The sequence below is a fragment of the Streptomyces sp. JH14 genome (assembly GCF_029428675.1).
In the GTDB taxonomy this organism is placed as follows: domain Bacteria; phylum Actinomycetota; class Actinomycetes; order Streptomycetales; family Streptomycetaceae; genus Streptomyces.
Window position 1 is genome coordinate 747,454 of record NZ_JAJNEL010000001.1, and the last position, 23,240, is coordinate 770,693.

A 23,240-nucleotide genomic window follows, 5' to 3' on the forward strand; every position below is an offset into this window, starting at 1 on the left:
CCCGGTGGTGCGGACGGAGTGCCCGCCGGGGGCGGCGTGGTCTGTACGAGCGGCACCGGACGTCCCTGCGGCGCCGGCGGTGCGGATGATGCGCGTGGCACGAGCGGTGCGGGAGCGCCGGGCCGGGACCTCGCGGCACCGGCCTGCCCGACGCCCTCCCCCACCGCATCCACATCGGGAACCGCGGGCCCCGCCACACCCTCCGTCCGCACCTCCACCCCCGTCATGCCTGCACCCCCGGTATCCCGCCCCGGTCCGGCACCTCGTGGGCGGCCAGGAACGCCGCCACCGAGCGGTCCCAGCCGAAGAGTTCGGCGCGTTGTCTCGCCGCCGCGCGCCGCCCCGCTTCCGGACGCGCCAGCAACTCCTGAACGGCCGCGGCGAATGCCTCGCCGCTGTCCGCCGCGGCCACTCCCGCTTCGCCGATCACCTCGGGCAGCGCGGAGCTCGCGCTCGCCACCACCGGGGTACCGCAGGCCAGTGCTTCCAGGGCCGAGAGGCCGAACGTCTCGGCGGGGCCGGGCGCCAGGCAGATGTCGGCCGCGGCCTGCAGGTCCGCCACCCGCTCCCGGTCCCGCACATGCCCCAGGAACTCGACGGGCAGCCGCTCCGCCAGCGCCCGGCTCTCCAGCCCCGCGCGCAGCGGCCCGTCACCGGCGACCACCAGCGTCGCACGCACACCCAGGCCGTCGAGGACGGCGAGCGCGTCCAGGGCCCTGCCGGGCCGTTTCTCCACCGAAAGCCGGGAGCACAGCAGAAGCAGCACGGACCGGCCGCGGACATGCCGGGCACGCAGGACCAGGCTGCGCCGGCCGGGGCGGCAGCGGCGCAGGTCGACGCCGAGCGGGGCGCGGACCACATTGCGTGCACCTATGCGTATGAACTCGCGCTCCGACCACTCCGTCGTACACACGATCCGCGTGTAGGCGTGGGCGCTGAGGGTGTTGAGCCGGTCGGCGGCCCGCCCGGCCGCGACCGCCGGAACGCCCCAGGTGCGCAGCACCCCGTCCGCCGTCTCGTGGGAGACCATCACGGCGGGCACCCGGGCGCGGCGTGCCCATTCGCCGGTCCAGCGCAAGGTCGTGCGGTCGGAGACCTCAAGGCGGTCGGGCCGCAGCGTTTCCAGGAGGTGGCGGAGTCTGCGGCGGCCCGTCATGAGGCGATAGCCGCCGCTGCCTGGGAGCACCGGTCCGGGGAGGGTGATCACCCTGCCCTGCGCGGTCCGTACATCGCTCGCGCTGTCACCGGGCACGACGAGCACCGGCTCGTGCCCGGCTGCGAGATAGCCCCGGCCGAGGTCGTCCAAGGCGGTGCGCAGTCCGCCGGAGGACGGGGTGACGAAGTTCGCCAGGCGGACGATGACCGTTCCCCGCTCGTGCCCGGTCATGCGGCCACCGCCGTCCGGCCGCGCAGCACCTCGTCGTAGTGGTCCAGCAGTTGATCGCCGACGGCTTCCCAGGTCCGGCCCTCGACCGTGGCCCTTCCTGCCCGCCCGTAGGCCGCCGCCCGCGTGGGGTCCGCGGCGAGCGCGCCGACGGCCCCCCGTACCGCGTCGGCGTCGTGCGGCGGCACCAGCAGTCCGGTCCGCCCGTGGTCGACGAGGTCGAGCGGCCCGCCCGCCGCCGGGGCGATCACGGGCACACCGGAGGCCATGGCCTCCTGGACGGTCTGGCAGAACGTCTCGTACGGGCCGGTGTGCACGAACATGTCGAGCGAGGCGAACAGCCGGGCGAGATCGTCCCCGGTCCTGCGGCCGAGGAAGACGGCACCGGGCAGGGCCGCACGCAGCGAGGTGGCGCTGGGACCGTCCCCGACGACCACGACGCGCACACCGGGCAGCCGGCAGGCACCGGCGAGGAGTTCGACGTGCTTCTCCGGGGCGAGCCTGCCGACGTATCCGATGATCTTCTCGCCTCCGGGGGCGAGACGGTGACGCAGCGCCTCGTCACGCAGGCCGGGCCGGAACCGTACGGTGTCGACGCCGCGCGGCCACAGCCGCACCCGCTCCACCCCGTGGGCGGTGAGGTCACGGATGGCCGCGGTGGAGGGTGCGAGGGTGCGGTCGGCGGCGCCGTGCACGGCGCGCATCCTGCGCCAGGCGGTGTTCTCGCCGGCTCCGAGGTAGGTACGGGCGTAGCCGGCCAGATCGGTCTGGTAGACGGCCACGGCCGGCAGCCCGAGCCGGGCGGCCGCCGCCATGCCGCGTACCCCGAGCACGAACGGTCCGGCGAGATGGACGAGTTCGGCCCGGTGGGCGACGAGGGCGGCCGTCAGCCGGCGGCTCGGAAGTGCCACCCGGACCTGCGAGTAGCCGGGCAGGGGCAGGGAAGGGACGCGCACCACGGGGCAGGGCGCGTCCGAGGCGAAGAGGTCGGGGATGCCGGAGGCGTCCGGGTGGGGGGCCGCGGAGGCCGGAGCGCCCGCGAGGTCGCTGCCGGTGGGCGCACCCCCCGGCGTACCGGAGGACCGGAAGGTGGTCGGCGCGCCGGCCGTGGCCGGTGCGATGACGAGCGGCTCATGGCCACGCGCGGCAAGGTGCCGGGCGGTCTGCAGGGTGCAGTGGGCCACGCCGTTGACATCGGGCGGGAAGGATTCGGTGACGATGACGACACGCATACCCGTGTTGTCGTCGCGCCGGACGTGACGGGGCCGACTTGGATCTTTCCACCCGGGGAACGTCCCATGAGCGTTGGACGTTCCGCGGCCCGGTGGGCCGCGCTCCCCCGAAGCGCCGCGCCCTGCCGTGCCTGCCGCGGGTCAGGCGGCGGGGGTGTCGGGACCGATCCTGCTGCGTACGGCGGTCTGCACCTCGGCCTCCTCGGCCGGATCGGCGGCCAGCCGGCGCAGCCGTTCGGCCACCCTGATGTCACCGGTCTCCGCGTGGAGCGCGGCGACCTCCCGGGTGGTCTCCTCGCAGTCCCACAGGCATTCGACGGCGAAGCCGGTGACGAAGGAGGGGTCGGTGGCGGCAAGTGCGCGGGCCGCCCGGCCCCGCAGATGGGAGGAGGACGTCTCCCGGTAGATGTGGCGCAGGACGGGTGCGGCGCAGACGATGCCCAGCCGGCCGGCGCCGTCGACCAGGGTCCACAGGCGCGGGGCGTCCGGCCCTTCGCCGCGTACGGCGTCGCGCAGGGCGGCGAGGACGAGGGAGGCGTCCTGGGCGCCGCCCCGGCAGGCGAGCACTCCGGCGGCGGCGGCCCCGAGCGTGTCCGGCCGCCGGGCCCAGCGCCGGGCCCGGTCCACCGCCGCGTCGCCGCACATCCGCTCGAAGGCGGCGACGGCCGCATCGGCGACGGTGCGCGACGGGCCGGCCGCGGCGGCCTCGATCAGGTCCAGCACGGCCGGGTCCCTGGCCTCGGACAGATAGTGCAGCGCGGCGCAACGGGCGCCCTCCGGGCCGCTGCGGGCCGCCTCGATGATCACCGGCAGGTCCTCGGGGCCGGCGACGGCCGAGAGACAGCGGGCAGCCGGCACGTGCAGCAGGCTGCCGCGGTCCAGCCCCTGCTGGGCCCAGTCGAAGACGGCCTGGACGCTCCAGCCGGGTCGTGGGCCACCGGGCCGCATCTGCCGCTGCCAGCGGTCGAACGAGCCCTGTTCCGAGGCTGACCTGACCCTGGCGCCGACCGCTTCGCGCGGATCGTCCGCCCACAGCCGCCAGGGCCGGGGTTCGAATGCGTCCCGCACGGCGGCCGCGAGCTCGGCCGCGCCCTCCTCGGTGGCCGGGAATCGCGCCAGTACGGGCACGGCGAGGGCGCGGAGTCCGGCGTCGTCGTCGCGCAGGGCCAGTTCGTCGAGGGCCCACGCCCAGTTGGCACCGGTCGCCGCGTACCGCCGCAGCAGGGCCAAGGCGTCGCCGCGACCGTACGAGGCGAGGTGGCCGAGGACCGCGAGGGCCAGGCCGGTCCGTGAGTCGTCCGTGTCGACGTGGTCGGCGGGATCGCTCAGGTGCCGCTCGATCTCCTCGATGCCGCCGTCGAGGTCGAGGTACAGGCGTGCGTAGTAGAGGGAGCGGTTCTCGACCTGCCAGTCGTGCCGCGGATCGCTCAGGACGCAGTGGTTGAGGGCCGCGAGGGCCTCGGCGCGCGGGGCGGCGAGCGCGTGGAGCGTGCCGTCGCCGCGGCCCCTCTGCAGCAGGCCGAGCAGGGTGCCGCTCGGCGCTATGAACGGATCGAACATGGGAAAAGCCTCACATCAAGCTGTCGACGCAACCGGGACTGTGCAGTTCCAAGTGCCGGGGGGCACTACGCCGCGCAGCAACATGATCGGCCGACCGCCGTCTTCTGCTTGGTGTAGACCATCTTCCTCTGCCTCTCGTCGGTGGCCCGGATCGGGCCCGCGACGTCATGATGACCCAGCCATTTCGTCACCGCGACCACATTTACCGCGAACCCGTTCAGCGGGGGCCGAAGAGTTCCAGCAGGTCGGCCTTGCCGAACATGCGCGCGGTATCCACCGCGGAGGGTGTTCCGGCCGCCGGGTCGGCGCCTGCGGCGAGCAGGGCCCGGATCACCGCGCCCTCGCCCTTGAAGACGGCTCCGGCGAGCGGCGTCTGCCCGCGGTCGTTGGCCCGGTCCGGATCGGCGCCACGGCCGACGAGTGCGGTGACCGCCGCGGCGTGGCCGTGATAGGCGGCGAGCATCAGCAGCGAATCGCCCCGGTCGTTGGTCAGATCGGCGGGCACACCGGCGTCCACGTACGCGGCGAGCGTCTCCGTCTCCCCGTGGCGCGCCAGGTCGAAGACCTTGGTCGCCAGCTCCACGACCTCGGGATCTGGGGCTTCGCTCATCGGACGGACCGCCTTCCAATAACAGGTTCTGTTGCCGCCGGCCAGGTGGGTGGTACGCCGTGGGGGCCGTACGAGTGAACCGACAGGGTACTGCCACGCAGCGCACATGCCCCGGTCCGGCCGTGGCAAACGATCACGTCCGGTGAGCGAGGAGTGGTGCACGGTGCCGATGTTCCGCCCGAAAGCGCTCCCCGGTCGGCCGTTCCAGTGAAAAAATCACAGTTTCACCCGATTGCAGCTTTTATCGTATAGATACTTTTTGTGAGTCTGGAAGGACTCATGGTGACTGTCCCCCCAAACAGGAGAACCACTCATGATCCTTTCCATGTCAGGCGTCGTCATCCTCGGCATCATCGTCTTCCTGTTCTTCAGGAAGGACGGTCTGAAGGCCTCGCACGCCATCGTCACCGCCATGTTCGGCTTCTATCTGGCCGGCACAGCCATCGCACCGAGCATCACCGCGGGCGGCGCGAGCCTGGCCGGCCTGCTGGGCGGGATCAAGTTCTGACCGTCCGCGACCGCTCCCATCCACCTCAGGAGACCGACGTGGCCCGGCGACCACTCCCCCGCATTCTGAGCAGCGGCAGCGCTTCGATCACTCGCAGTCGCGAGCTCGCGCGCACGGCCGCCGACAACGCCACCGACGTCCTCCACCCGCTGTTCACGGTCACGCGTGGGCTGCGGCTGCTGGTCGGCGCAGGACGGCGGAAGTGGGCCGCGACGCCCAAGGAGCGGCGCAGTCCCACGCTGTTCCTCGTTGCGGTCTGCGTACTCGTGGTGGCGCTCATTCCGTACGGGCCCCTGCTCGCCCTGGTCACGGTGATGGGCGCCGCCGCCTGGAAGGGCCGCCGCCGCCCACTGGTGCAGACCGGACCGGGCAAGGCCGAGACGGGGCGGCTGCAGGCCCTGTACGAGGCGCTCGTGCCGTACTTCTCGGTGGCCGACGACCCCAGCCCGCTGTTCGCCCACGGCGGCGAATGGAAGAAGGCCTTCAGCGGTTACGCGTTCGACGCCGACGGGCGTGTGACCCGGCTCCGGGTCGCCTACCCCGCGTACTTCACCGACGGCGAAGCAGCCTCCCGTACCCGGATCGAGCAGCTGCTGCACGCTAAGTCGGGCCGCGGCCGCGAGTACCACTTCGCCTGGGACGAGGAGGCCAATCAGCTCGTGATGAACGTGCTCGACCCGCTGCCCACCTCGATCGCCGCGCAGCGCTTCGTCACCGCTCCCGGAGAGACGGTGCTGGGCTTCACCGACGGCGACACGGTGCAGCGCACCGTGCCGGTGGCCGACGGAGACGGGACCCGGGACGCACCCCCGGTCGTCTGGCGGACCGGCGCCCGGTCCACGGAACCGCATCTGCTGATCGTGGGACAGCCGGGCAGCGGCACCACCACGCTGATGCGCTCCATCGCGGTGCAGGCGCTCCAGCACGGCGACATCGTCATCATCGAGGGCAGCGGAACCGGTGAGTACGCCTGCCTGACCGGGCGCCCCGGGGTGATGGCCGTCGAGTGCGCGCTGGCCGGTGCGCTGGCCACCCTGGAGTGGGCGGCCCACGAGACGGAGCGGCGGCTGATCGCCGCCAACCGGGCCCGGCAGGCCGGGCATCCCGCGCCCGAGGACATCAAGCGCCCGCTCTGGATCCTGCTGGACCGGCCCAGCGTCCTCGGTCATCTCGCGGCCGTCGACGGCCGGCCCGACCCGCAGGAACTGCTTCAGGTGCCGCTGCGGCACGGCAGGGCGGCCAATGTCACGGTGGTGACGGCCGACCAGTTCGACAGCCTGGACACACTCGGCGAGACCCTGCGGACGCACACCCGCGCCCGGGTCACCCTCGGCTCCTGCTCACGCGAGCAGATCGAGTCCGTGCTCGGCCTGGAACCGCACACCACTCCGACGCCGGACGTCCCGCCCGGCCGTGGGTACGCACGGCTCGGCACCGGTCCGGTACTGCGGCTCCAGGTTCCGGCCACGCCGGACCCGTACGACGACGCGACGAGCGAGGCGCACCGGCAGGCCGTCCTCGATCTGCTGCCCGCGCGGCAGACGGCGGCCGGGGCGGACGTTCCCGATCCGACCGCTCCGGACGCGGCGATCCCGGACCCGTCGACCCCGGAGAACGCCCTGACCGCGCAGAATGCCCTGACGGCGGAGCAGTTGACGCTCAGCGAGTAGGTGCTCGTGGGGCGACGGGTGGCGGATCGCGCGCTCCGCCACCCGTCGCCCCGCCCGGCTCCGGGCCTGTCCGGCGGTCAGGCCACGAACGTCCGCGGTGCCTCCGCCCCCGCGCCGGCCCCCGATCCGACCAGCTGCGCCGCCGCCGCGAGCCGCACCGCCGCCTCGTCCGCCACCGGCCCGCCGACCGTGAACGGCAGCCGTACGTACCCCTCGAAGGCGCCGTCGACGCCGAACCGCGGGCCGGACGGCACCCGCACCCCCACCCGCTCGCCCGCCACGGCCAGCCTCGACCCCGAGAGTCCGCCCGTACGCACCCAGAGCGTCAGCCCGCCCTGCGGCACCTGGAACTCCCACTCCGGCAGTTCCCGCCGGACCGCCGCGACGAGCGCGTCCCGGTTCTCCCGCGCCTGGCGGCGGCGGATCTCCACCGCCTCCTCCCAGCCCCCGGTCCGCATCAGCCAGTTGATCGCGAGCTGCTCCAGCACGGGGGTGCCCATGTCGGCGTAGGCCCGGGCGGACACCAGGCTGCGGATCACGTCCGGCGCGGCCCGCACCCAGCCGATCCGCATGCCGGCCCAGAAGGCCTTGCTGGCCGAGCCCACGGTGAGGACGGTGCTGCCTGCCGGGTCGAAGGCACAGACCCGGCGCGGCATCTCGACGTCGTCGTCCAAGTGGAGCTCGTTCATGGTCTCGTCGACGACCAGGACCGTCCCGGCGGAACGGGCCGCGTCCACCAGCGCACGGCGCTGGTGCTCGTCCGCCAGCGCCCCGGTGGGGTTGTGGAAGTCCGCCACGACATACGCGAGCCGAGGCGCGGCGTCCCGCAGCACGTGGCGCCAGCGGTTCATGTCCCAGCCGCCGATCCCCTCCTCCATCGCCACCGGCACCAGCCGGGCGCCGGCCTCCCGCATCAGCTGCAGGATGTTGGCGTACGAGGGGGACTCCACCGCGATCCGCTCGCCGCGCCCCGCGAAGAGATGGCAGATGGCGTCGATCGCGCCCATGGCGCCGGTGGTGACCATGATCTGTTCCGGCATGGTGGGGATGCCGCGCTCGGTGTAGCGGTCGGCGATCATCTGTCGCAGCGCGGGCAGCCCCGCCGGGTAGTCGCCGTGGGTGTGCGCGTACGGCGGCAGTTCCTCCAGGGCACCCTGGACGGCGCGGGTCAGCCAGGGTTCGGGCGCGGGCAGCGAGGCACACCCCAGGTCGATCATCGAACCGAGCGATTCCGGAGGCAGCGGTTCCAGACCGCGTGCGGGCAGAGGGTTGCCCGCCGGGACCGCGGTCCAGCTGCCGGCTCCGCGCCGGGACTCCAGGAACCCTTCGGCCCGCATCGCCTCGTAGGCTGCGGCGACGGTGGTACGGCTCACGGAGAGGGCGAGCGCCAGTTCGCGTTCGGCGGGAAGCCGGGCGGCGACCGGAACCCGGCCTTCGAGGACGAGCAGCCGGATGCCGTCGGCGAGGGCGCGATAGGCGGGCGGCCTGCGGGCGCCCGGGCCCATCGGCTTCTGCTGCTGGGCCTGGAGTTGCCGGGCGAGCTGCGCGGCACCGACCGCCGAAGTCCACTGCGCCATGTAAATCAGTCCACCTTCCCGGGATTGGCCATGGTTGGTAGCCAATCCACCGCCCCAGAGTGTCATGCATCGGTCCACTGCCACCACACCAGGGAGGACGTCTTGTCCCACACCGCTGTCCCGCGCCGCCGGCCGCACCTCACACGGCGGCTGGTCCAGCTGTACGTCGGCCTGGCCCTGTACGGAGTGAGTTCGGCCCTTCTCGTCCGCGCCGGGCTCGGCCTCGAACCCTGGGGGGTGCTGCACCAGGGGCTCGCCGAGCGCACCGGACTCTCCATCGGAGTCGTCGCGATCATCGTCGGCGCGGCGGTCCTGCTGCTGTGGATCCCGATGAGGCAGCGCCCCGGCCTCGGGACGGTCTCCAACGTCTTCGCCATCGGTCTCGCCATGGACGGCACGCTCGCTCTTGTTCCCGGGGTGCACGGCCTCGCCGCGCGGATCGCGGTGATGGCCGCGGGGATCGTGCTCAACGGTGTCGCGACGGGGCTGTACATCGCGGCGCGGTTCGGCCCCGGCCCGCGCGACGGACTGATGACCGGTCTGCACCGGCGCACCGGCCGCTCCATCCGCCTCGTCCGCACGGCGATCGAGGTGGTGGTGGTGGCGACCGGCTTCGTGCTCGGCGGCTCCCTGGGCGTGGGCACGGTCCTCTACGCTGTGAGCATCGGCCCGCTCGCCCAGCTCTTCCTGCGCGTCTTCGCGGTCCCCGGGGCGGATCCCGCCGACAGGACCGTCGCTCCCGCGCCGGAGCCCGGCACCACCGCCGTCACCGCGCCGTCACCGGAGGAGGCCATACTTCCGCAGTGACCTCCCTACGCCACCCCTATCTGGACCATCCCGCGACGATCCCGTTCGCCCACCGCGGCGGAGCGGCGGACGGGATAGAGAACACGACGGCCGCCTTCCGCCGGGCCGCGGATGCCGGCTACCGGTACTTCGAGACGGATGTGCACACCACGTCGGACGGCCGCCTGGTCGCCTTCCACGACACGACCCTGGACCGGGTGACGGACGCCCGGGGGCGGATAGCCGACCTGCCGTGGAGCGAGGTGCGGAAGGCCCGGGTGGCCGGCCGCGAACCGCTGCCACTGTTCGAGGAGTTGCTGGAGGAATTCCCCGACGCCCGCTGGAACGTGGACATCAAGGCCGAACCGGCCCTGGCCCCGCTGATCGACCTGATCCGCCGGACGGACGCCTGGGACCGGGTGTGCGTCGGCTCGTTCTCGGAGACCCGGGTGGCCAGGGCGCAGCGCCTCGCGGGCCCGCGGCTTGCCACCTCGTACGGCGTCCGCGGCGTCCTCGGTCTGCGCCTGCGCTCGTACGGCATACCGGCCGCACTACGCGCCGGAGCGGTGTGCGCGCAGGTCCCCGAGAGCCAGAACGGGGTCAGGGTGGTCGACCGGCGCTTCGTCCGGGAGGCCCACGCGCGCGGGCTCCAGGTCCATGTCTGGACGGTGAACGAACCGGAGCGGATGGCGGCTCTCCTCGATCTCGGTGTGGATGGCATCATGACCGATCACATCGAGACGCTGCGTACGGTGCTGAGCGAGCGGGGGGCCTGGGCCTGACGCCGGCCCGGCGGCGTTCCCACGGGAACACGAGGGGGTGCGGGTTGAGCGCCGAAACCGCAGACACCGCTGAGCCGACGCCGGAACGCCCCACCGAGGGCACCGACGCCGAGGGCCGCAGACGCGAACAACGCGGCTGGTACTTCTACGACTTCGCGTGCTCGGTCTACTCGACCAGCGTCCTCACGGTGTTCCTCGGCCCCTATCTGACGTCGGTGGCCAAGGCCGCCGCGGACACCGACGGTTTCGTGCACCCGTTCGGCATACCGGTGCGCGCCGGTTCGCTCTTCGCCTACGCGGTCTCGGTGTCCGTCGTCGTGGCGGTGGTGATGATGCCGATCGTGGGCGCCGCCGCCGACCGTACGGGCCGCAAGAAGCCGCTGCTGGCGGCCGCCGCGTACACGGGCGCGGCCGCGACGACCGCGATGTTCTTCCTGGACGGCCACCGCTATCTGCTGGGCGCGTTCCTGCTGATCGTGGCGAACGCGTCGATCTCGGTGTCGATGGTGCTCTACAACGCGTTCCTGCCGCAGATCGCCGGGCCCGACGAACGCGACGCGGTCTCCTCGCGCGGCTGGGCCTTCGGCTACACGTCGGGGGCGCTCGTCCTCGTCCTCAATCTGGTCCTCTACACGGGCCACGACTCGTTCGGCCTCTCCGAGTCCGACGCGGTGCGTATCTGTCTCGCCTCGGCGGGGGTCTGGTGGGGTGCCTTCACCCTCGTCCCGCTGCGGCGGCTGCGCGACCGGCGGGTGGCGTCCGGCGGCGAGGGTGCGGTCGGCTCCGGTTGGCGGCAGCTGCGCGCCACGCTGCGCGACATGCGCAGGCACCCGCTCACGCTCTCCTTCCTGCTGGCCTACCTCGTCTACAACGACGGCATCCAGACGGTGATCTCGCAGGCCTCGGTGTACGGCTCCGAGGAGCTCGGCCTCGACCAGACGACGCTGATCACCGCCGTGCTGCTGGTGCAGGTGCTCGCGGTGGCGGGGGCACTGGGGATGGGCCGTCTGGCGCGGGCGTACGGCGCGAAGCGCACGATCCTGGCCTCGCTCGTCGTCTGGACCCTGATCCTCGTCGCCGGCTACTTCCTGCCTTCGGACGCCCCGGTCTTCTTCTACGTACTGGCCGCGGCGATCGGGCTGGTGCTCGGCGGCAGCCAGGCGCTGTCGCGCTCATTGTTCTCGCATCTGGTGCCGCGCGGCAAGGAGGCGGAGTACTTCTCCGCGTACGAGATGAGCGACCGCGGACTGAGCTGGCTGGGGCCACTGGTGTTCGGTCTCGCGTATCAGCTGACCGGCAGCTATCGGGATGCGATCATCTCGTTGGTGATCTTCTTCGTGGTCGGTTCGGTACTGCTCGCGAGGGTGCCCGTACGGCAGGCCGTCGCGGCGGCGGGGAATCCCGTTCCCGAACGGATTTAGACGTTGAAGTGAAAGGCCGGTAGTGTACGCCTTTGGCCTGCCCGGAGGACCGTTACTGCGAGTGGAAGAAGCCAAACCGTTGGGTGACAACTTCTACCAGATGTGACAAACCGGGCATTGGTGGGTACCTCAACCCTGAAAAAGCAGCGGCACGACGGGCGACGCATGACCGGCAACGGGAATCTTTACCGCCGACCGGACGTTGACCGGATGACGACGACAGCGACACCTGTCCTGTGGGCGACAAGCCCGGGAGGCACGATTCATGAGTGAGCGAGCTCTCCGCGGCACGCGACTCGTGGTTACCAGCTACGAGACGGACCGCGGCATCGATCTGGCCCCGCGCCAGGCGGTGGAGTACGCATGCCAGAACGGACATCGTTTTGAGATGCCGTTCTCGGTAGAGGCGGAAATTCCGCCGGAGTGGGAGTGCAAGGCGTGCGGCGCCATGGCACTCCTGGTGGACGGGGATGGCCCCGAGGAGAAGAAGGGCAAGCCTGCGCGTACGCACTGGGACATGCTCATGGAGCGGCGCACACGCGAGGAGCTGGAGGAGGTGCTGGCCGAGAGGCTGGCGGTTCTGCGCTCCGGAGCCATGAACATCGCCGTGCACCCGCGGGACAGCAGGAAGTCTGCCTGACCGCGTAACACCGCACCGAGACCGAAGCCGCGGGCCGTGGCACACCGAGCGTGTGCCACGGCCCGCGGCTTCGATCTGCGCGGATGCCCTGGCGTCCGGCGGCCTGCGCTCCGTCCCCGAGCGCCGTATCCGCCCGCGGGCGGACGGCGAGGGGCGGGGCGGGAGGGAGCGGGGGCGCGGGGACACCGCGCGGGCGTCAGAGATGCCCTCGATCGCCGGGCCGGCCCGCTCTTCGGGCCGGACGGGCTCGTTTCGGGCTCGACGCCGCCCCGGCGCGAGGGAGGTGCGCTGCCCGACCGGGTCAGGGAGTCAGCGGCGGGCGGGGGGTTTCGTCCCGGTCGGGGCTCTTCTCGCGAATGACCTCGCCCTGGACGACCTTTCCGTCCGGGCGGTGGATCCGGGCCTGCTGGAAGGCGTCCGAGAAGCTCCCCGGCGTCGCCGCGCGCATGCGGCGCTCCAGGGTGTTCTCCGCGAGCCCGCCGAGCGCCTTGCGCACCGGTGGCACCAGCAGCAGAAGTCCCGCCACGTCCGAGATCAGCCCCGGGATCATGATCAGCAGCCCGCCGAGCATCAGGAACCCGTTGCCCTTGCCGCCCGCAGGGGCGGCCGGCGACGCGGCGGCGGCCCCCGGCCGCCCCGGCATCTGCTGGAGCGTCTCGGTGAGGTTGCGGAAGGCACGGCGGCCGGCCGCCTTCATCACGACGGCGCCGAGCACGACACCCCCGGCCAGAAGCAGCAGCACGGTGAACCCGCTCGCCACGTCCGCCACCAGGGTCAGCAGCCAGATCTCCAGCACCGCCCAGGCGGCGACGGCGAGGGGGATGAAGGTGCGGGCGCGCGAGCGCCGGCGCGGGGCGGTCGGGGGCGGTGTGCCGGTCGTCATGGTCCCCAGTGTGCCTGGACGTACGTCCGAACGGGATAAGCGGGATGTGAGGCCGTTCAGGAGGACTTGCGGCCCAGGACCCGGTTCGCGCGGGCGGTGACACCCCACGCCGTGACCCGCCACAGCGCCTCGACGAGGATGTCGCGGCTCATCTTGGAGTCGCCGATCTCGCGGTCCACGAAGGTGATCGGCACCTCGACGACGTGGTACCCCGCGTCGATCGTGCGCCGCGCCAGGTCGACCTGGAAGCAGTAGCCCTGGGAGGCGACCTCGTCGAGGCCGATCCCCTGCAGCGTCTCCGCCCTGAAGGCCCGGTAGCCGCCGGTGACGTCCCGCGTCCGCAGCCCGAGCAGCAGCCGGGAGTACGTGCTGCCGCCGCGGGAGATCATTTCGCGGGACTTGGGCCAGTTGACCACCCGCCCGCCCGGCACCCAGCGCGAGCCGAGCACGAGGTCGGCGCCCTTGAGCGCGGTGAGCAGCCGGGGCAGTTCCTCGGGCTGATGGGAGCCGTCGGCGTCCATCTCGACGAGGACGCCGTAGCCGTGTTCGATGCCCCAGCGGAACCCCGCCAGATACGCGGCTCCGAGCCCTTCCTTGCCCTGCCGGTGCAGCACCTGGACCTGGCTGTCGGCGGCGGCGAGCTCGTCGGCGATCTTGCCGGTGCCGTCGGGACTGTTGTCGTCGGCGACCAGGATGTCCGCGTCCGGCACCGCGGTGCGCACCCGGGTGACGATCGGCTTGATGTTCTCGGCCTCGTTGTAGGTCGGGATGATCACCAAGGCTCTGCCGAGCGGGCCGTATCGCCTCTGACCGCCGTCGTTCACTTACTGCCCCTCACGTCCGTACGCAGATGCACACCCTACCGATCGCATCGGGGCCGTGGACCGGCCCGGTGGGGCAGGGATCGGCGCCGGGCCGGACAGAAGGACGGAAGTGCGGACAGAAGCGCGAACAGAACTGCGGATCGGGGCCCGGTGTCCTTCGGGCCGACCTGGGACCCGCTGGCTGCGGGTCGACCGAGAGCCGTTGTCTACTGAACGTCCGGGCCCCACCCGGGTCGCACCTGCCGTCCGGTTCGCACCTTCCCTCGCCCCCGAGGCGCGGGCGCTGAACCTGGCTGTCAGGGGTGGTGCGCCGGTGCGGCACACCGCCCCATGACCCAGCGGCGTTCGACGACTGCGTGGAGGTTTAACCGGTCGGACGTCCTGTGGTGGACCCGGCCGAACCTACCGGCCCACGGGCGCTTTCTGTCAATACCCGTCTGACCTGCGAATTTTACCGAACTTGCCTGGTCAGTAGCGAGGATCCGCAGGTCGTGGGGAATCGAGGACGCCTACGATCGGCGGTACGCAATTTCCGGACGTCACTCGTTCGGCCTTACGTAGACCGTTTGTCCGAACACCACGGTGCGCAGGCAGACCGGGAGCTCGGTGCCGGGCGTGAGGTCCGGCAGTCCGGGCGTCCCGGACCTCGGGTCCGTCGACCAGCGGGCGACCCGGTCGTCCGGGGCCTGGACCACGAGTTCGTCGGTGCGCCAGACCGCATAGTCGGCGGGGGCGCCGGGCACCAGTGTGCCCGCGTCGTCGCGGCCGACGGCCCGCCAGCCGCCCCGGGTGTGGGCGGTGAAGCCCGCCCGTACGGAGATCCGGTGCTCGGGCGTCCGGTGGAACGCGGCAGCCCGTACGGTCCCCCACGGGTCCAGCGGGGTCACCGGGCTGTCCGAGCCGAAGGCGAGGGGCACACCGGCCCGCAGGAGGCCCGCGTACGGGTTCAGGGTGCGGGCCCGCTCGGCGCCGAGCCGCTGCGCGTACATGCCGTCCTCGCCGCCCCAGGCCGCATCGAAGGCGGGCTGGACGGAGGCGGTCAGCCCCAGCTCGGCGAAGGCGGCGATGGTCTCGGGGGTGAGCATCTCGGCGTGCTCGATGCGGTGCCGGGCCGCCCGTACCCGGGCCAGGCCGACTGCTTCGGAGGCGGCCCGGATTCCCGCGACGACGGCGGAGACCGCCGCGTCGCCGATGGCATGGAAGCCGGCCTGCAGTCCGGCCTCGGTGCAGGCGGTGACATGCGCGGCGATCTGCGCCGCGTCCAGGTGGGCGGTTCCGGTGTGTCCGGCCGCACCGTCGGCGTACGACTCGTGCAGGCACGCGGTGTGCGAGCCGAGGGAGCCGTCGACGAAGAGATCCCCGGCGGCGCCGGCCGCACCGAGTTCACGGATCCGGCGGGCGTCCTTCTCGCCGCCGACCTGCTCGGCCCAGTAGCCGAAGACCCGCGGGCCGGGCCGCCCGGCGGCGAGCTTCAGCAGCCCGGTGAAGTCCTCCTCGTCGGAGATGTGCGGTCCGCCGCACTCGTGGACGGTGCCGATACCGAGCGAGGCGGCGTGGTCCAGGGCGGCACGCTGGGCGTCCTCGCGCTGCTGCGGCGAGATCGCGTGGTGCGCCGCGGAGCGCACCGCGTGGTGGGCGGCCCCGGTCAGCGGCGCGTCCGGGTGATAGCCGGGCAGTGCGGTGACGCCGGAGACGAGATCGAGGAGGGCGGTGGTCACGACCGCGGAGTGCACATCGATCCGGGGCAGGTAGACCGGCCGGCCGCCGGCCGCCTCGTCGAGTTCGCCGCGCGACGGGGGCCGCTGCTCCGGCCAGCGCGTGGCGTCCCAGCCGTGGCCGAGCACGACCCGGCCGGCGGGGTGCGCAGCCGTGTGCGCGCGTACGAGATCGAGGGCCTCGGCAAGGGTGCGGGCGCCCGAGAGGTCCAGACCGGTGAGGGCCAGGCCGGTCGACGTGGTGTGGACGTGGGCGTCGGTGAACGCCGGGGTGACCAGCGCCCCTTCGAGGTCGATCACTTCGTCGACGCCGCTCGCGAACGCGTCGGCGGCCCCTTCCGAGCCGACCCAGGCGACATGGCCGCGTTCGACGACCATGGCGGTGGCGAAGGGGTCGGCGGGGCTGTGGACGTCTCCACCGCGCAGCAGCACGGTGCGGTGTTCGCTCTGGGGGGCGGTGCTCTCGGTCATGGCACCAGTCTCGCGCGTACCGGGAGCGGCGTGGTCCGCGCCCCCCTCGGACGCGCGCGGGCGGGTCTCAGATCTGCGGCGGGCGCGCCTCGTACGGGGTGGACAGGACGATGGTGGTGCGGGTGGAGACTCCGGCGAGCGAGCGGATCCGGGTGAGCAGGTGCTCGAGCTCCAGCGGGGTCGCGACCCGCACCTTGAGGATGTAGTTCTCGTCGCCGGCGACGCTGTGGCACGCCTCCAGCTCCGGCACCCCGGCAAGCCGCTCGGCGATGTCGTCCGGCGCGCTCGGGTCGAACGGCTTCACCGAGATGAACGCGGTGAGGGGCAGCCCCACGGCCTCGGGGTCGACGACCGCGGCATAGCCCCGGATCACCCCGCGCTGCTCCAGCCGACGGACACGCTGATGAACGGCCGATGTGGACAGGCCTGTGGCCTTGCCCAGGTCGGTGTAGCTCATCCGCCCGTCCTTGACGAGCAACTCCACAATCTGACGGTCCAGCTCCTCCATGCGGTCAACCTATGGCCCCGGGTCCCTCCAGGCACAGTCGCAGGGGCTCCGAACAGGGCACCTGCACCGCCCATGTGACGAACACCACAGGTTTACGGGTAGGTAGCAGGCGGCCTCGCGGTTACGGCCGATGCGCGACGGGAAGTGCTTGCTGTGGTCGAGGCCGTGGCGCCTTGTCGGCCCACCCGAGGGGGAGATTCTCCATGCAGAGCCTGAAGCTCACCGGACGTACCGAACCGGAGCCTGCCGAACCCGTCGAGGACCCCGCTCCCGACGCGTACGACACCTTTGAGATGTACCGGGTGATCTGCCCGGACTGCGCACAGCCGATCGCGCTGCTGGCCGACGAGGACGTGCTGCCGGAGCACGCGCTGTGCCCGACCCCGTGGAACCCGTTCGTCCTCACGGTGTGCGCCGGCACGGGCCGTGACGCCGCGCAGGCGCGTCCCGCCGACGAGTCGCTCGAACTCCAGGAGCAGGAGACGGCGCTGCTGTTGACGCTCCCTCAGGGGCTCGACTGGAGGATGCAGCCCTTCTCGCACGCCGGCGGTGCCGGTTCGCGCCCGCTGCGGGTCCCGCAGATACGACGCAACGCGGCTTGAGGCGACCTGACGCCGCGTGAAGCGGCCCTCCTGCGCCGGGAGTTCCCCGGCGGCACCTGACACATCTGCGCTGCACCACGACGGCCTGACCGGCGTGGTGCGGGCAGCATCGGGCCACGCTCGCGAGACAGGTGACCCGCGAAGCGGGGGACCCTGGCGAACGGGCGCTCGAATCCCTTCGGCAGTGACCCGGCCCGGCCCTGCGGCGTTGGCCGGGCATGACCCTGCTGCACTCAACGGCCGGACCCGGTCGCCGCCGTCTCGCCGCTCCGGCCCCCGAAAAATCGGTTTCGCAGCCCGGTTCGCAGCCGGCGCCCCAGCCCGCGTCCGCCCCGTCCCCACCACACGCGGTGCCGCACTCGACCGATCCGCCCATCTACCGGGCCATGCTGAGCCATTGGGAGTCCACCGGCCGGACCCTGCCGGGCCGCCTCGACCAGGAGTGGAACCGGGTCATGACGACGCCGGTGTGGTCGGACCGGCCGTTGCGGTTCAGTGCGTCTCGGGACCCGCGAGGTGGCGCGCGATGACCATGCGCTGGATCTGATTGGTGCCCTCGACGATCTGCAGCACTTTTGCCTCGCGCATCAGCCGCTCGACGGGGAAGTCGAGCGTGTAGCCGTAGCCGCCGAGGACCTGCACGGCGTCGACGGTCACCCGCATGGCCGCGTCGGTGCAGAACAGCTTGGCCATGGCGGCCTGCCGGGAGAACGGCCGGCCCGCGTCACGCAGTCTGGCCGCCTCCAGGTAGAGCGCCCGGCCCGCCTCGATCTGGGTGGCCATGTCGGCCAGCATGAACCGCAGCCCCTGGAAGTCCGCGATGGGACGGCCGAACTGCCGCCGCCCGGTGGCATAGCCGAGGGCCTCGTCGAGGGCCGCCTGCGCGACGCCGATGGCGCAGGCGGCGATACCGAGGCGCCCGGAGTCGAGTGCGGACAGGGCAATGGCGAACCCCTGCCCCTCCTCACCGATCCGGCGCGCGTCGGACACCCGTACGCCGTCGAAGTGCAGCTGGGCGGTGGGCGAGCCCTTCATGCCCATCTTCTTCTCCGGCAGGGCCGCGTTCAGCCCCTCGGCGTCACCGGGGACCAGGAAGGCCGTGATGCCGCGGGCACCCTCGACGCCGGTACGCGCCAGCACCGTGTAGAAGTCGGCGATTCCACCGTGGGTGATCCACGCCTTGGTGCCGGTGATGACCCAGTCGTCGCCGTCCCGCACGGCCTTCGTGCTCAGCGATGCCGCGTCGGAGCCGGAGGCGGGCTCGGAGAGGCAGTAGGCGCCCAGCAGGCCGCCTCCCAGCATCGCGGGCAGGTGTTCCGCCTGCTGGTCCTTGGTGCCGTATCCGGCGAGGGCATGGCACGAGAGCGAATGGACGCTGACGCCGAGTCCGACGGTGAGCCGGGCGGCCGCGAGCTCTTCGAGGACCTGGAGGTAGACCTCGTACGGCTGGTCTCCGCCGCCGTAGGCGGAGTCGTACGGCAGACCGAGCAGCCCGGACTCGGAGAGCAGGGTGAAGACTTCACGCGGGAACCGGCCGGCGTCCTCCTCCTCCGCCGCCCTCGGTGCGATCTCCCGCTGACTGATGTCGCGGACGAGCGCGACGAGCTGCCTGGACTCCTCGGTGGGCAGTCGACGCTCCACCAACTGCGGGGCACGGTCGGACATGACGGCGCTCTCCTCCCTGTCGGGCGTTGCGGCGGTCGCACGCGCGGGGTGTGGGCGGCGCCGCCGGGGGATATCCGGACCGGGGGCCCGGACAAGCACTACTACCCAACCGATGCCGTGCTCCCGGATTACGAGAGCTGCTGGCCAGCGGCTGTGGCGGGTTGAGTATGCACGATCGGACGGTATCCGTCACGGGGTGACAGGGCATGTGGCCGGAGGTCCGGGCGGGCCCGGATTGCCCTCGAAATGGTCCGAACCATTGACCCAACTGGTCTAGTCCATCTACGGTTCGACACCAGTCGGCCTCATCGCGTTCATGTCAACTCCGCGTGAAGTCGCCGCACGTCCCCCCACTCGTAAGCCCCCTCCCCCACGAGGAGCCACGATGACCGTGCTTCACCGCCCCCGCGCCCGGCTCCGGGCGCTCGCCGCAGCCGTCTGTACCGCAGCGCTCGGCGCCGCCCTCCTCGGCGCCGCAGGCCCGGCGTCGGCCGGCCAGGCCGAGCCCGCCGCGGCACACGCGCCCGCCGAAGCCGCCCCCACGGCGGCCGGCAGCAAGGTGGTCGGGTATTTCGCCGAATGGGGCGTCTACCAGCGCAATTACCACGTCAAGAACATCGAGACCTCAGGCTCGGCCGACAAGCTCACGCACATCAACTACGCCTTCGGCAACGTCACCGGCGGCAAGTGCGCGGTGGGCGACAGCTACGCCGACTACGAGAAGGCGTACACCGCCGGCGAGTCCGTCGACGGCGTCGCCGACACCTGGGACCAGCCGCTGCGCGGCAGCTTCAACCAGCTGCGCAAGCTGAAGAAACTCCACCCGGGTCTCAAGATCATCTGGTCGTTCGGCGGCTGGACCTGGTCCGGCGGCTTCGGGGAGGCGGCGAAGAACCCGGCCGCGTTCGCCCGGTCCTGCTACGACCTGGTGGAGGACCCGCGTTGGGCCGATGTCTTCGACGGCATCGACATCGACTGGGAGTACCCCAACGCCTGCGGTCTGTCCTGCGACACCAGCGGGCGGGACGCCTACGGCAACGTGCTGGCCGCGCTGCGCACCACGTTCGGCACCGGCAACCTGGTCACCTCGGCGATCACGGCCGACGCCTCGGACGGCGGCCGTCTCGACGCCGCCGACTACGGGGGCGCCGCGCAGTACGTCGACTGGTACAACCCGATGACGTACGACTTCTTCGGCGCGTGGGACGCGCAGGGCCCCACGGCCCCGCACTCCCCGCTGACCTCCTACACCGGCATTCCGAAGGAGGGCTTCACCACCGACGCCGCCCTCACCAAGCTCAGGGCTCTCGGTGTCCCCGCCTCGAAGCTGCTGCTGGGGATCGGGTTCTACGGCCGCGGCTGGTCGGGGGTGACGCAGGACGCGCCGGGCGGTACGGCGACCGGCGCCGCCCCGGGTACGTACGAGGCGGGCATCGAGGACTACAAGGTCCTCAGGAACAGCTGCCCGGCGAACGGCACCGTGGCGGGCACGGCGTACGCGCACTGCGGGACCGACTGGTGGAGCTACGACACTCCGGCCACCATCGCCACGAAGATGGCCTACAAGAACCAGCAGGGCCTGGGCGGCACGTTCTTCTGGGAGTTGAGCGGCGACACCGGTGACGGTGAGCTGATCGACGCGATCAACTGACCGCGGCGGCAGGGCATCCGGGGCGGGGAGCCACGGAGGCTTCCCGCCCTGCCGTGGCCGTCATGCGCCTCACATGAGGCCGATCTGGGTGACGAACATGGCGATGACGACGACGAGCGCCCAGCCAAGGATGTTCTCCACCAGCTTGGACCGGTCCTCGGGACCTCCCGTCCGCGCACGGCGGCGGGCAGTGACGGTGGCTGCGCTGGTTGCGGTCATGGCATCTCGCTCGGTCGTTCCGGCAGTGAACGTCCCCCCGTGACCGTCCACAGTGCCAGCCGGACGGGCTCCCGGGGTAGATGACATCGGTCACTGTCCCCGGGAGCGCGGACCGCGTCAGCGGATGCCGACGGCCCTCAGAGCCCGCTTCTGGGCGGGTGTCGGATGCGCCGGGAAGTACAGGTAGCAGACGCCGCCTGTGCCGGACGACACATTGCCGCTGGCGTTGTAGCGCTTGGTGCGGAGCCAGATCGTCTCCCACTCGTGGCGCTTGTAGATCCGGCGCACGGCCTCGTCGCTCGGCGAAGCGGGGTCGTTGGCGATCACATCGCCGTCCTCCGTGAACCCGATCACGGTCATGAGGTGGCCGGAGGTGCCGTACCCGGCCCCGGTCAGCTCCTCCTTGAGGAACGACTGGGACGTTATGGCCGGGATGCCGGCCCGGATCAGGGTCTCCAGGTCCGTCAGCGAGCTGAGCCTGGTCACCACCGCGCTCATGTCCTCGTACGTCGCGGCGTAGGCGGCGTTGAACGGCCAGTTGCCGCAGCCCTCGTACTGGTAGTCGTACGTGAAGCGGGCCGCATGGCACACCTGCGGGTCGGCGATGTCCGGCTTCACCCACGCCAGGTCCTCGGCGCTGGGCTTACGGCCCCAGTACTCGATGATCATCTGCGAGGAGGTGGGGCTGCACCACGCCTCGCCGCCGTTGTCGTACTCGGGGTACTGGCCGGCGTGCACGCTCTGCGAGAAGCGCGGCACGGGCAGTTCCCGGGCGAGGCCGGGGACGCTGGGCTCCACGGTGAACCGGTCGGGGATGTCCGAGGCCATCGCACCGAGCCGCCACACGGTGGGCGTCAACCGGCTGTCCGGGGTGCGGTACAGGGTGAGCCGCAGCCGGTACGAGACCAGCCGCAGCCCGCTCGCCGCGTCGTCCACCGAGAAGGTGTCGGTCCAGATGGAGCTCTTGCCGTCGGTCTGGTCGTCCACGGAGGTACGGCGGATGTCACCGTCGCCCGCCGCCCAGCGGCCCATCACGTACCACGGGGTGTCGGTGGCGTCCGAATAACGGCCGCTCATCTCGATCTGGATCCAGGTGCCGGCCGGCGTGTGCGCATTCCAGGACGCGATGACCTCGGTCGCCGGGACGGCGGACAGGTGCCGGGGCGAGGTCCAGGTGGCGTACTCCCAGGTGGCGGTCTTCCCGGTGTGCGGGTCGGTGTAATCGGTACGTCCCCGCGGGGCGGCGATCACCAGGCCGGGCCGGCGGCCCGCCACGGCGCGGGTCCCGTCACCGGAACCGCTGCGCCAGTCGGTGTACGTGCTCCAGGAGCGGTTGTCCACGAGAGAAGCGGGCGCGGGCCGCGGGTGGGCGGACCGGACCGCGGCGGCCGCGGATCCGGCGGACGAGGCCGTTCCGGTGGCCGCGGCCACTGCCGCGAGCGCGGCGGTCAGCACGGTTCTGCGTGAGGCCGGTCGGTTCATGGGCAAGACCTCCGGTTGTCAGGGGAAGGGGGCTGCAGGTGCACGACAATGCGCCAACTATTGCGGGTCGCCCCCGGATTCGGCCAGCGATTCGCGTGCTGCCGCGCAACCAATATTGGTCTGGTCCACTGGCGTGACCTGCGGTTGCGTCGGACAGGCTCGTAGGCTGGCCGTATGAGCGACCTCGCGCGACACGCCTCGCGGCTGCGCACCCTGCCACCGTCCTGCGGACCGGTGCGGCTGATCGCCGTCGACGGCCACGCGGGGTCGGGCAAGAGCACCCTCGCATCCCGGCTGGCAGCCGCGCTCGGCGACGCGCCCGTGCTGCGCCTGGACGATCTGGCCACGCACGAGGAGCTGTTCGCCTGGGTGGACCGGTTGCGGGACCAGGTGATCGGACCGCTGTCGCGCGGCGAGAGCGCGCGCTATGCGCCGTACGACTGGACCACCCGGCGGTTCGGCCCGCCGCGCACGCTGGAGCCCGCACCCGTGGTGCTGATGGAGGGGGTGGGGGCGGGCCGCCGGGCGCTGCGCCCGTTCCTCGCGCGCCTGTGGTGGATGGAGCTCGGCCCCGCCGCGGCCTGGGAGCGGGGCCGCCTGCGGGACGGGCCGGCGCTCTCGGACTTCTGGGACGGGTGGACGGCGGCCGAGGAGCGGCATTTCGCTGACGACCCCTCACGTCCGTACGCGGATGCTCTGGTACGGCAGTTGCCGGTGGGGTACGAGTGGCTGGAGGGACACCGGGCGACAGCAGGAGCGAACCGTTCCGTCACCCACGGTGAACCTCCCGCAGCGACATACTGAGCAGTCGGAAATCGGTCCGCAAGTGCCTCAACTCCGCTTGACCCGGCTGCGGTACAGGTCCTACGTTCTCAATGTGCGGCTTTTCGGAGCCCCGCAGACACGAAGCCCCCGGTTGTTCCCCCGTGATCGGGGGCTTCGTTCTGTCCTCGCATCCCCGTACGCACGACCGTGCACGCACTTCCGCTCACCCTCGGTCACGGTCACCGTTCAGCCTGCGGCGCTCTTAGTCGCGCACTCCCTGCGCAG

Annotated in this window: 21 protein-coding genes; 9 read left to right on the forward strand and 12 right to left on the reverse strand. The window is 72.0% G+C overall.

What is annotated here, in order from left to right:
- Window positions 1-223: 223 nt before the first annotated feature.
- The 4 genes from LRD69_RS03365 to LRD69_RS03380 form a co-directional block, all read right to left on the reverse strand.
- Window positions 224-1,387: a glycosyltransferase gene (locus LRD69_RS03365; RefSeq protein WP_277325049.1), complete on the reverse strand. Its 1,164-nt coding sequence runs from the start codon at window positions 1,385-1,387 to the stop codon at window positions 224-226.
- Window positions 1,384-2,616, reverse strand: a complete 1,233-nt coding sequence (locus LRD69_RS03370; protein ID WP_277325050.1) for a glycosyltransferase family 1 protein — start codon at window positions 2,614-2,616, stop codon at window positions 1,384-1,386. The genes LRD69_RS03365 and LRD69_RS03370 overlap by 4 nt, the downstream gene beginning before the upstream one ends.
- A gap of 141 nt (window positions 2,617-2,757) precedes the next feature.
- Entirely contained in the window at window positions 2,758-4,176 is a 1,419-nt protein-coding gene (locus LRD69_RS03375; RefSeq protein WP_277325051.1) for a HEAT repeat domain-containing protein, read from the reverse strand.
- Between the two features lie 217 nt (window positions 4,177-4,393).
- Complete coding sequence (locus tag LRD69_RS03380; RefSeq protein WP_277325052.1) at window positions 4,394-4,786, reverse strand: ankyrin repeat domain-containing protein; 393 nt, start codon at window positions 4,784-4,786, stop codon at window positions 4,394-4,396.
- Between the two features lie 313 nt (window positions 4,787-5,099).
- On the opposite strand from LRD69_RS03380, the gene LRD69_RS03385 reads away from it, so the two are divergent.
- On the forward strand, window positions 5,100-5,294 hold the full coding sequence (locus LRD69_RS03385) for a hypothetical protein (protein ID WP_277325053.1): 195 nt from the start codon (window positions 5,100-5,102) through the stop codon (window positions 5,292-5,294).
- Window positions 5,295-5,332: 38 nt separating this feature from the next.
- The gene (locus LRD69_RS03390) at window positions 5,333-6,964 is read left to right on the forward strand and encodes an ATP-binding protein (protein ID WP_277325054.1); all 1,632 of its coding nucleotides are present in this window, start codon (window positions 5,333-5,335) and stop codon (window positions 6,962-6,964) included.
- 77 nt (window positions 6,965-7,041) lie between these two features.
- Here the strand turns inward: LRD69_RS03390 and LRD69_RS03395 are convergent, their stop codons facing one another.
- Window positions 7,042-8,541, reverse strand: coding sequence for a PLP-dependent aminotransferase family protein (locus tag LRD69_RS03395; RefSeq protein WP_277325055.1), 1,500 nt, complete (start codon window positions 8,539-8,541; stop codon window positions 7,042-7,044).
- Window positions 8,542-8,643: 102 nt separating this feature from the next.
- On the opposite strand from LRD69_RS03395, the gene LRD69_RS03400 reads away from it, so the two are divergent.
- The 4 genes from LRD69_RS03400 to LRD69_RS03415 all read left to right on the forward strand — a co-directional run bounded on the left by LRD69_RS03400 (window position 8,644) and on the right by LRD69_RS03415 (window position 12,170).
- The gene (locus LRD69_RS03400) at window positions 8,644-9,348 is read left to right on the forward strand and encodes a hypothetical protein (protein WP_277325056.1); all 705 of its coding nucleotides are present in this window, start codon (window positions 8,644-8,646) and stop codon (window positions 9,346-9,348) included.
- Window positions 9,345-10,109: a glycerophosphodiester phosphodiesterase family protein gene (locus tag LRD69_RS03405; RefSeq protein ID WP_277325057.1), complete on the forward strand. Its 765-nt coding sequence runs from the start codon at window positions 9,345-9,347 to the stop codon at window positions 10,107-10,109. Before LRD69_RS03400 ends, LRD69_RS03405 begins: the two co-directional genes overlap by 4 nt.
- A 44-nt stretch (window positions 10,110-10,153) precedes the next feature.
- Complete coding sequence (locus LRD69_RS03410) at window positions 10,154-11,530, forward strand: MFS transporter (protein ID WP_277325058.1); 1,377 nt, start codon at window positions 10,154-10,156, stop codon at window positions 11,528-11,530.
- Window positions 11,531-11,795: 265 nt separating this feature from the next.
- Window positions 11,796-12,170, forward strand: a complete 375-nt coding sequence (locus LRD69_RS03415) for an RNA polymerase-binding protein RbpA (protein ID WP_007262928.1) — start codon at window positions 11,796-11,798, stop codon at window positions 12,168-12,170.
- Between the two features lie 301 nt (window positions 12,171-12,471).
- Here LRD69_RS03415 and fxsA read toward each other — a convergent pair whose 3' ends face one another.
- The 4 genes from fxsA to LRD69_RS03435 all read right to left on the reverse strand — a co-directional run bounded on the left by fxsA (window position 12,472) and on the right by LRD69_RS03435 (window position 16,571).
- A complete protein-coding gene (gene fxsA, locus LRD69_RS03420; protein ID WP_277325059.1) occupies window positions 12,472-13,053 on the reverse strand; it encodes an FxsA family membrane protein in 582 nt (193 codons plus the stop codon).
- 56 nt (window positions 13,054-13,109) lie between these two features.
- Window positions 13,110-13,877: a polyprenol monophosphomannose synthase gene (locus tag LRD69_RS03425; RefSeq protein WP_277325060.1), complete on the reverse strand. Its 768-nt coding sequence runs from the start codon at window positions 13,875-13,877 to the stop codon at window positions 13,110-13,112.
- 539 nt (window positions 13,878-14,416) lie between these two features.
- Window positions 14,417-16,063 carry an amidohydrolase gene (locus tag LRD69_RS03430; RefSeq protein ID WP_277325061.1) on the reverse strand — a complete coding sequence of 549 codons (1,647 nt, stop codon included), beginning with the start codon at window positions 16,061-16,063 and terminating at the stop codon, window positions 14,417-14,419.
- Window positions 16,064-16,130: 67 nt separating this feature from the next.
- Window positions 16,131-16,571 carry an Lrp/AsnC family transcriptional regulator gene (locus tag LRD69_RS03435; RefSeq protein ID WP_277325062.1) on the reverse strand — a complete coding sequence of 147 codons (441 nt, stop codon included), beginning with the start codon at window positions 16,569-16,571 and terminating at the stop codon, window positions 16,131-16,133.
- A gap of 203 nt (window positions 16,572-16,774) precedes the next feature.
- On the opposite strand from LRD69_RS03435, the gene LRD69_RS03440 reads away from it, so the two are divergent.
- The gene (locus LRD69_RS03440; protein ID WP_277325063.1) at window positions 16,775-17,173 is read left to right on the forward strand and encodes a hypothetical protein; all 399 of its coding nucleotides are present in this window, start codon (window positions 16,775-16,777) and stop codon (window positions 17,171-17,173) included.
- Window positions 17,174-17,665: 492 nt separating this feature from the next.
- Here LRD69_RS03440 and LRD69_RS03445 read toward each other — a convergent pair whose 3' ends face one another.
- On the reverse strand, window positions 17,666-18,838 hold the full coding sequence (locus LRD69_RS03445) for an acyl-CoA dehydrogenase family protein (RefSeq protein ID WP_277325064.1): 1,173 nt from the start codon (window positions 18,836-18,838) through the stop codon (window positions 17,666-17,668).
- 385 nt (window positions 18,839-19,223) lie between these two features.
- Between LRD69_RS03445 and LRD69_RS03450 the strand changes: the two genes are divergently transcribed.
- Window positions 19,224-20,489, forward strand: coding sequence for a glycoside hydrolase family 18 protein (locus LRD69_RS03450; protein WP_277325065.1), 1,266 nt, complete (start codon window positions 19,224-19,226; stop codon window positions 20,487-20,489).
- Between the two features lie 69 nt (window positions 20,490-20,558).
- Here the strand turns inward: LRD69_RS03450 and LRD69_RS03455 are convergent, their stop codons facing one another.
- Both LRD69_RS03455 and LRD69_RS03460 read right to left on the reverse strand, forming a co-directional pair.
- On the reverse strand, window positions 20,559-20,708 hold the full coding sequence (locus tag LRD69_RS03455) for an SCO1431 family membrane protein (protein ID WP_277325066.1): 150 nt from the start codon (window positions 20,706-20,708) through the stop codon (window positions 20,559-20,561).
- A gap of 117 nt (window positions 20,709-20,825) precedes the next feature.
- Complete coding sequence (locus tag LRD69_RS03460) at window positions 20,826-22,190, reverse strand: peptidase C39 family protein (RefSeq protein ID WP_277325067.1); 1,365 nt, start codon at window positions 22,188-22,190, stop codon at window positions 20,826-20,828.
- 174 nt (window positions 22,191-22,364) lie between these two features.
- On the opposite strand from LRD69_RS03460, the gene LRD69_RS03465 reads away from it, so the two are divergent.
- A complete protein-coding gene (locus tag LRD69_RS03465; protein WP_277325068.1) occupies window positions 22,365-22,994 on the forward strand; it encodes a hypothetical protein in 630 nt (209 codons plus the stop codon).
- The last annotated feature ends 246 nt before the right edge of the window (window positions 22,995-23,240 follow it).

What these genes read in the sequence shown, in the direction of transcription:
- LRD69_RS03450 (WP_277325065.1), top strand. Translation starts at nt 19,224, where the DNA reads ATGACCGTGCTTCACCGCCCCCGCGCCCGGCTCCGGGCGCTCGCCGCA.
- LRD69_RS03455 (WP_277325066.1), bottom strand. Translation starts at nt 20,708, where the DNA reads ATGACCGCAACCAGCGCAGCCACCGTCACTGCCCGCCGCCGTGCGCGG.
- LRD69_RS03370 (WP_277325050.1), bottom strand. Translation starts at nt 2,616, where the DNA reads ATGCGTGTCGTCATCGTCACCGAATCCTTCCCGCCCGATGTCAACGGC.
- LRD69_RS03375 (WP_277325051.1), bottom strand. Translation starts at nt 4,176, where the DNA reads ATGTTCGATCCGTTCATAGCGCCGAGCGGCACCCTGCTCGGCCTGCTG.
- LRD69_RS03395 (WP_277325055.1), bottom strand. Translation starts at nt 8,541, where the DNA reads ATGGCGCAGTGGACTTCGGCGGTCGGTGCCGCGCAGCTCGCCCGGCAA.
- LRD69_RS03385 (WP_277325053.1), top strand. Translation starts at nt 5,100, where the DNA reads ATGATCCTTTCCATGTCAGGCGTCGTCATCCTCGGCATCATCGTCTTC.
- LRD69_RS03380 (WP_277325052.1), bottom strand. Translation starts at nt 4,786, where the DNA reads ATGAGCGAAGCCCCAGATCCCGAGGTCGTGGAGCTGGCGACCAAGGTC.
- LRD69_RS03440 (WP_277325063.1), top strand. Translation starts at nt 16,775, where the DNA reads ATGCAGAGCCTGAAGCTCACCGGACGTACCGAACCGGAGCCTGCCGAA.
- LRD69_RS03460 (WP_277325067.1), bottom strand. Translation starts at nt 22,190, where the DNA reads ATGAACCGACCGGCCTCACGCAGAACCGTGCTGACCGCCGCGCTCGCG.
- LRD69_RS03365 (WP_277325049.1), bottom strand. Translation starts at nt 1,387, where the DNA reads ATGACCGGGCACGAGCGGGGAACGGTCATCGTCCGCCTGGCGAACTTC.
- LRD69_RS03415 (WP_007262928.1), top strand. Translation starts at nt 11,796, where the DNA reads ATGAGTGAGCGAGCTCTCCGCGGCACGCGACTCGTGGTTACCAGCTAC.
- LRD69_RS03435 (WP_277325062.1), bottom strand. Translation starts at nt 16,571, where the DNA reads ATGGAGGAGCTGGACCGTCAGATTGTGGAGTTGCTCGTCAAGGACGGG.
- LRD69_RS03445 (WP_277325064.1), bottom strand. Translation starts at nt 18,838, where the DNA reads ATGTCCGACCGTGCCCCGCAGTTGGTGGAGCGTCGACTGCCCACCGAG.
- LRD69_RS03430 (WP_277325061.1), bottom strand. Translation starts at nt 16,063, where the DNA reads ATGACCGAGAGCACCGCCCCCCAGAGCGAACACCGCACCGTGCTGCTG.
- fxsA (WP_277325059.1), bottom strand. Translation starts at nt 13,053, where the DNA reads ATGACGACCGGCACACCGCCCCCGACCGCCCCGCGCCGGCGCTCGCGC.
- LRD69_RS03465 (WP_277325068.1), top strand. Translation starts at nt 22,365, where the DNA reads ATGAGCGACCTCGCGCGACACGCCTCGCGGCTGCGCACCCTGCCACCG.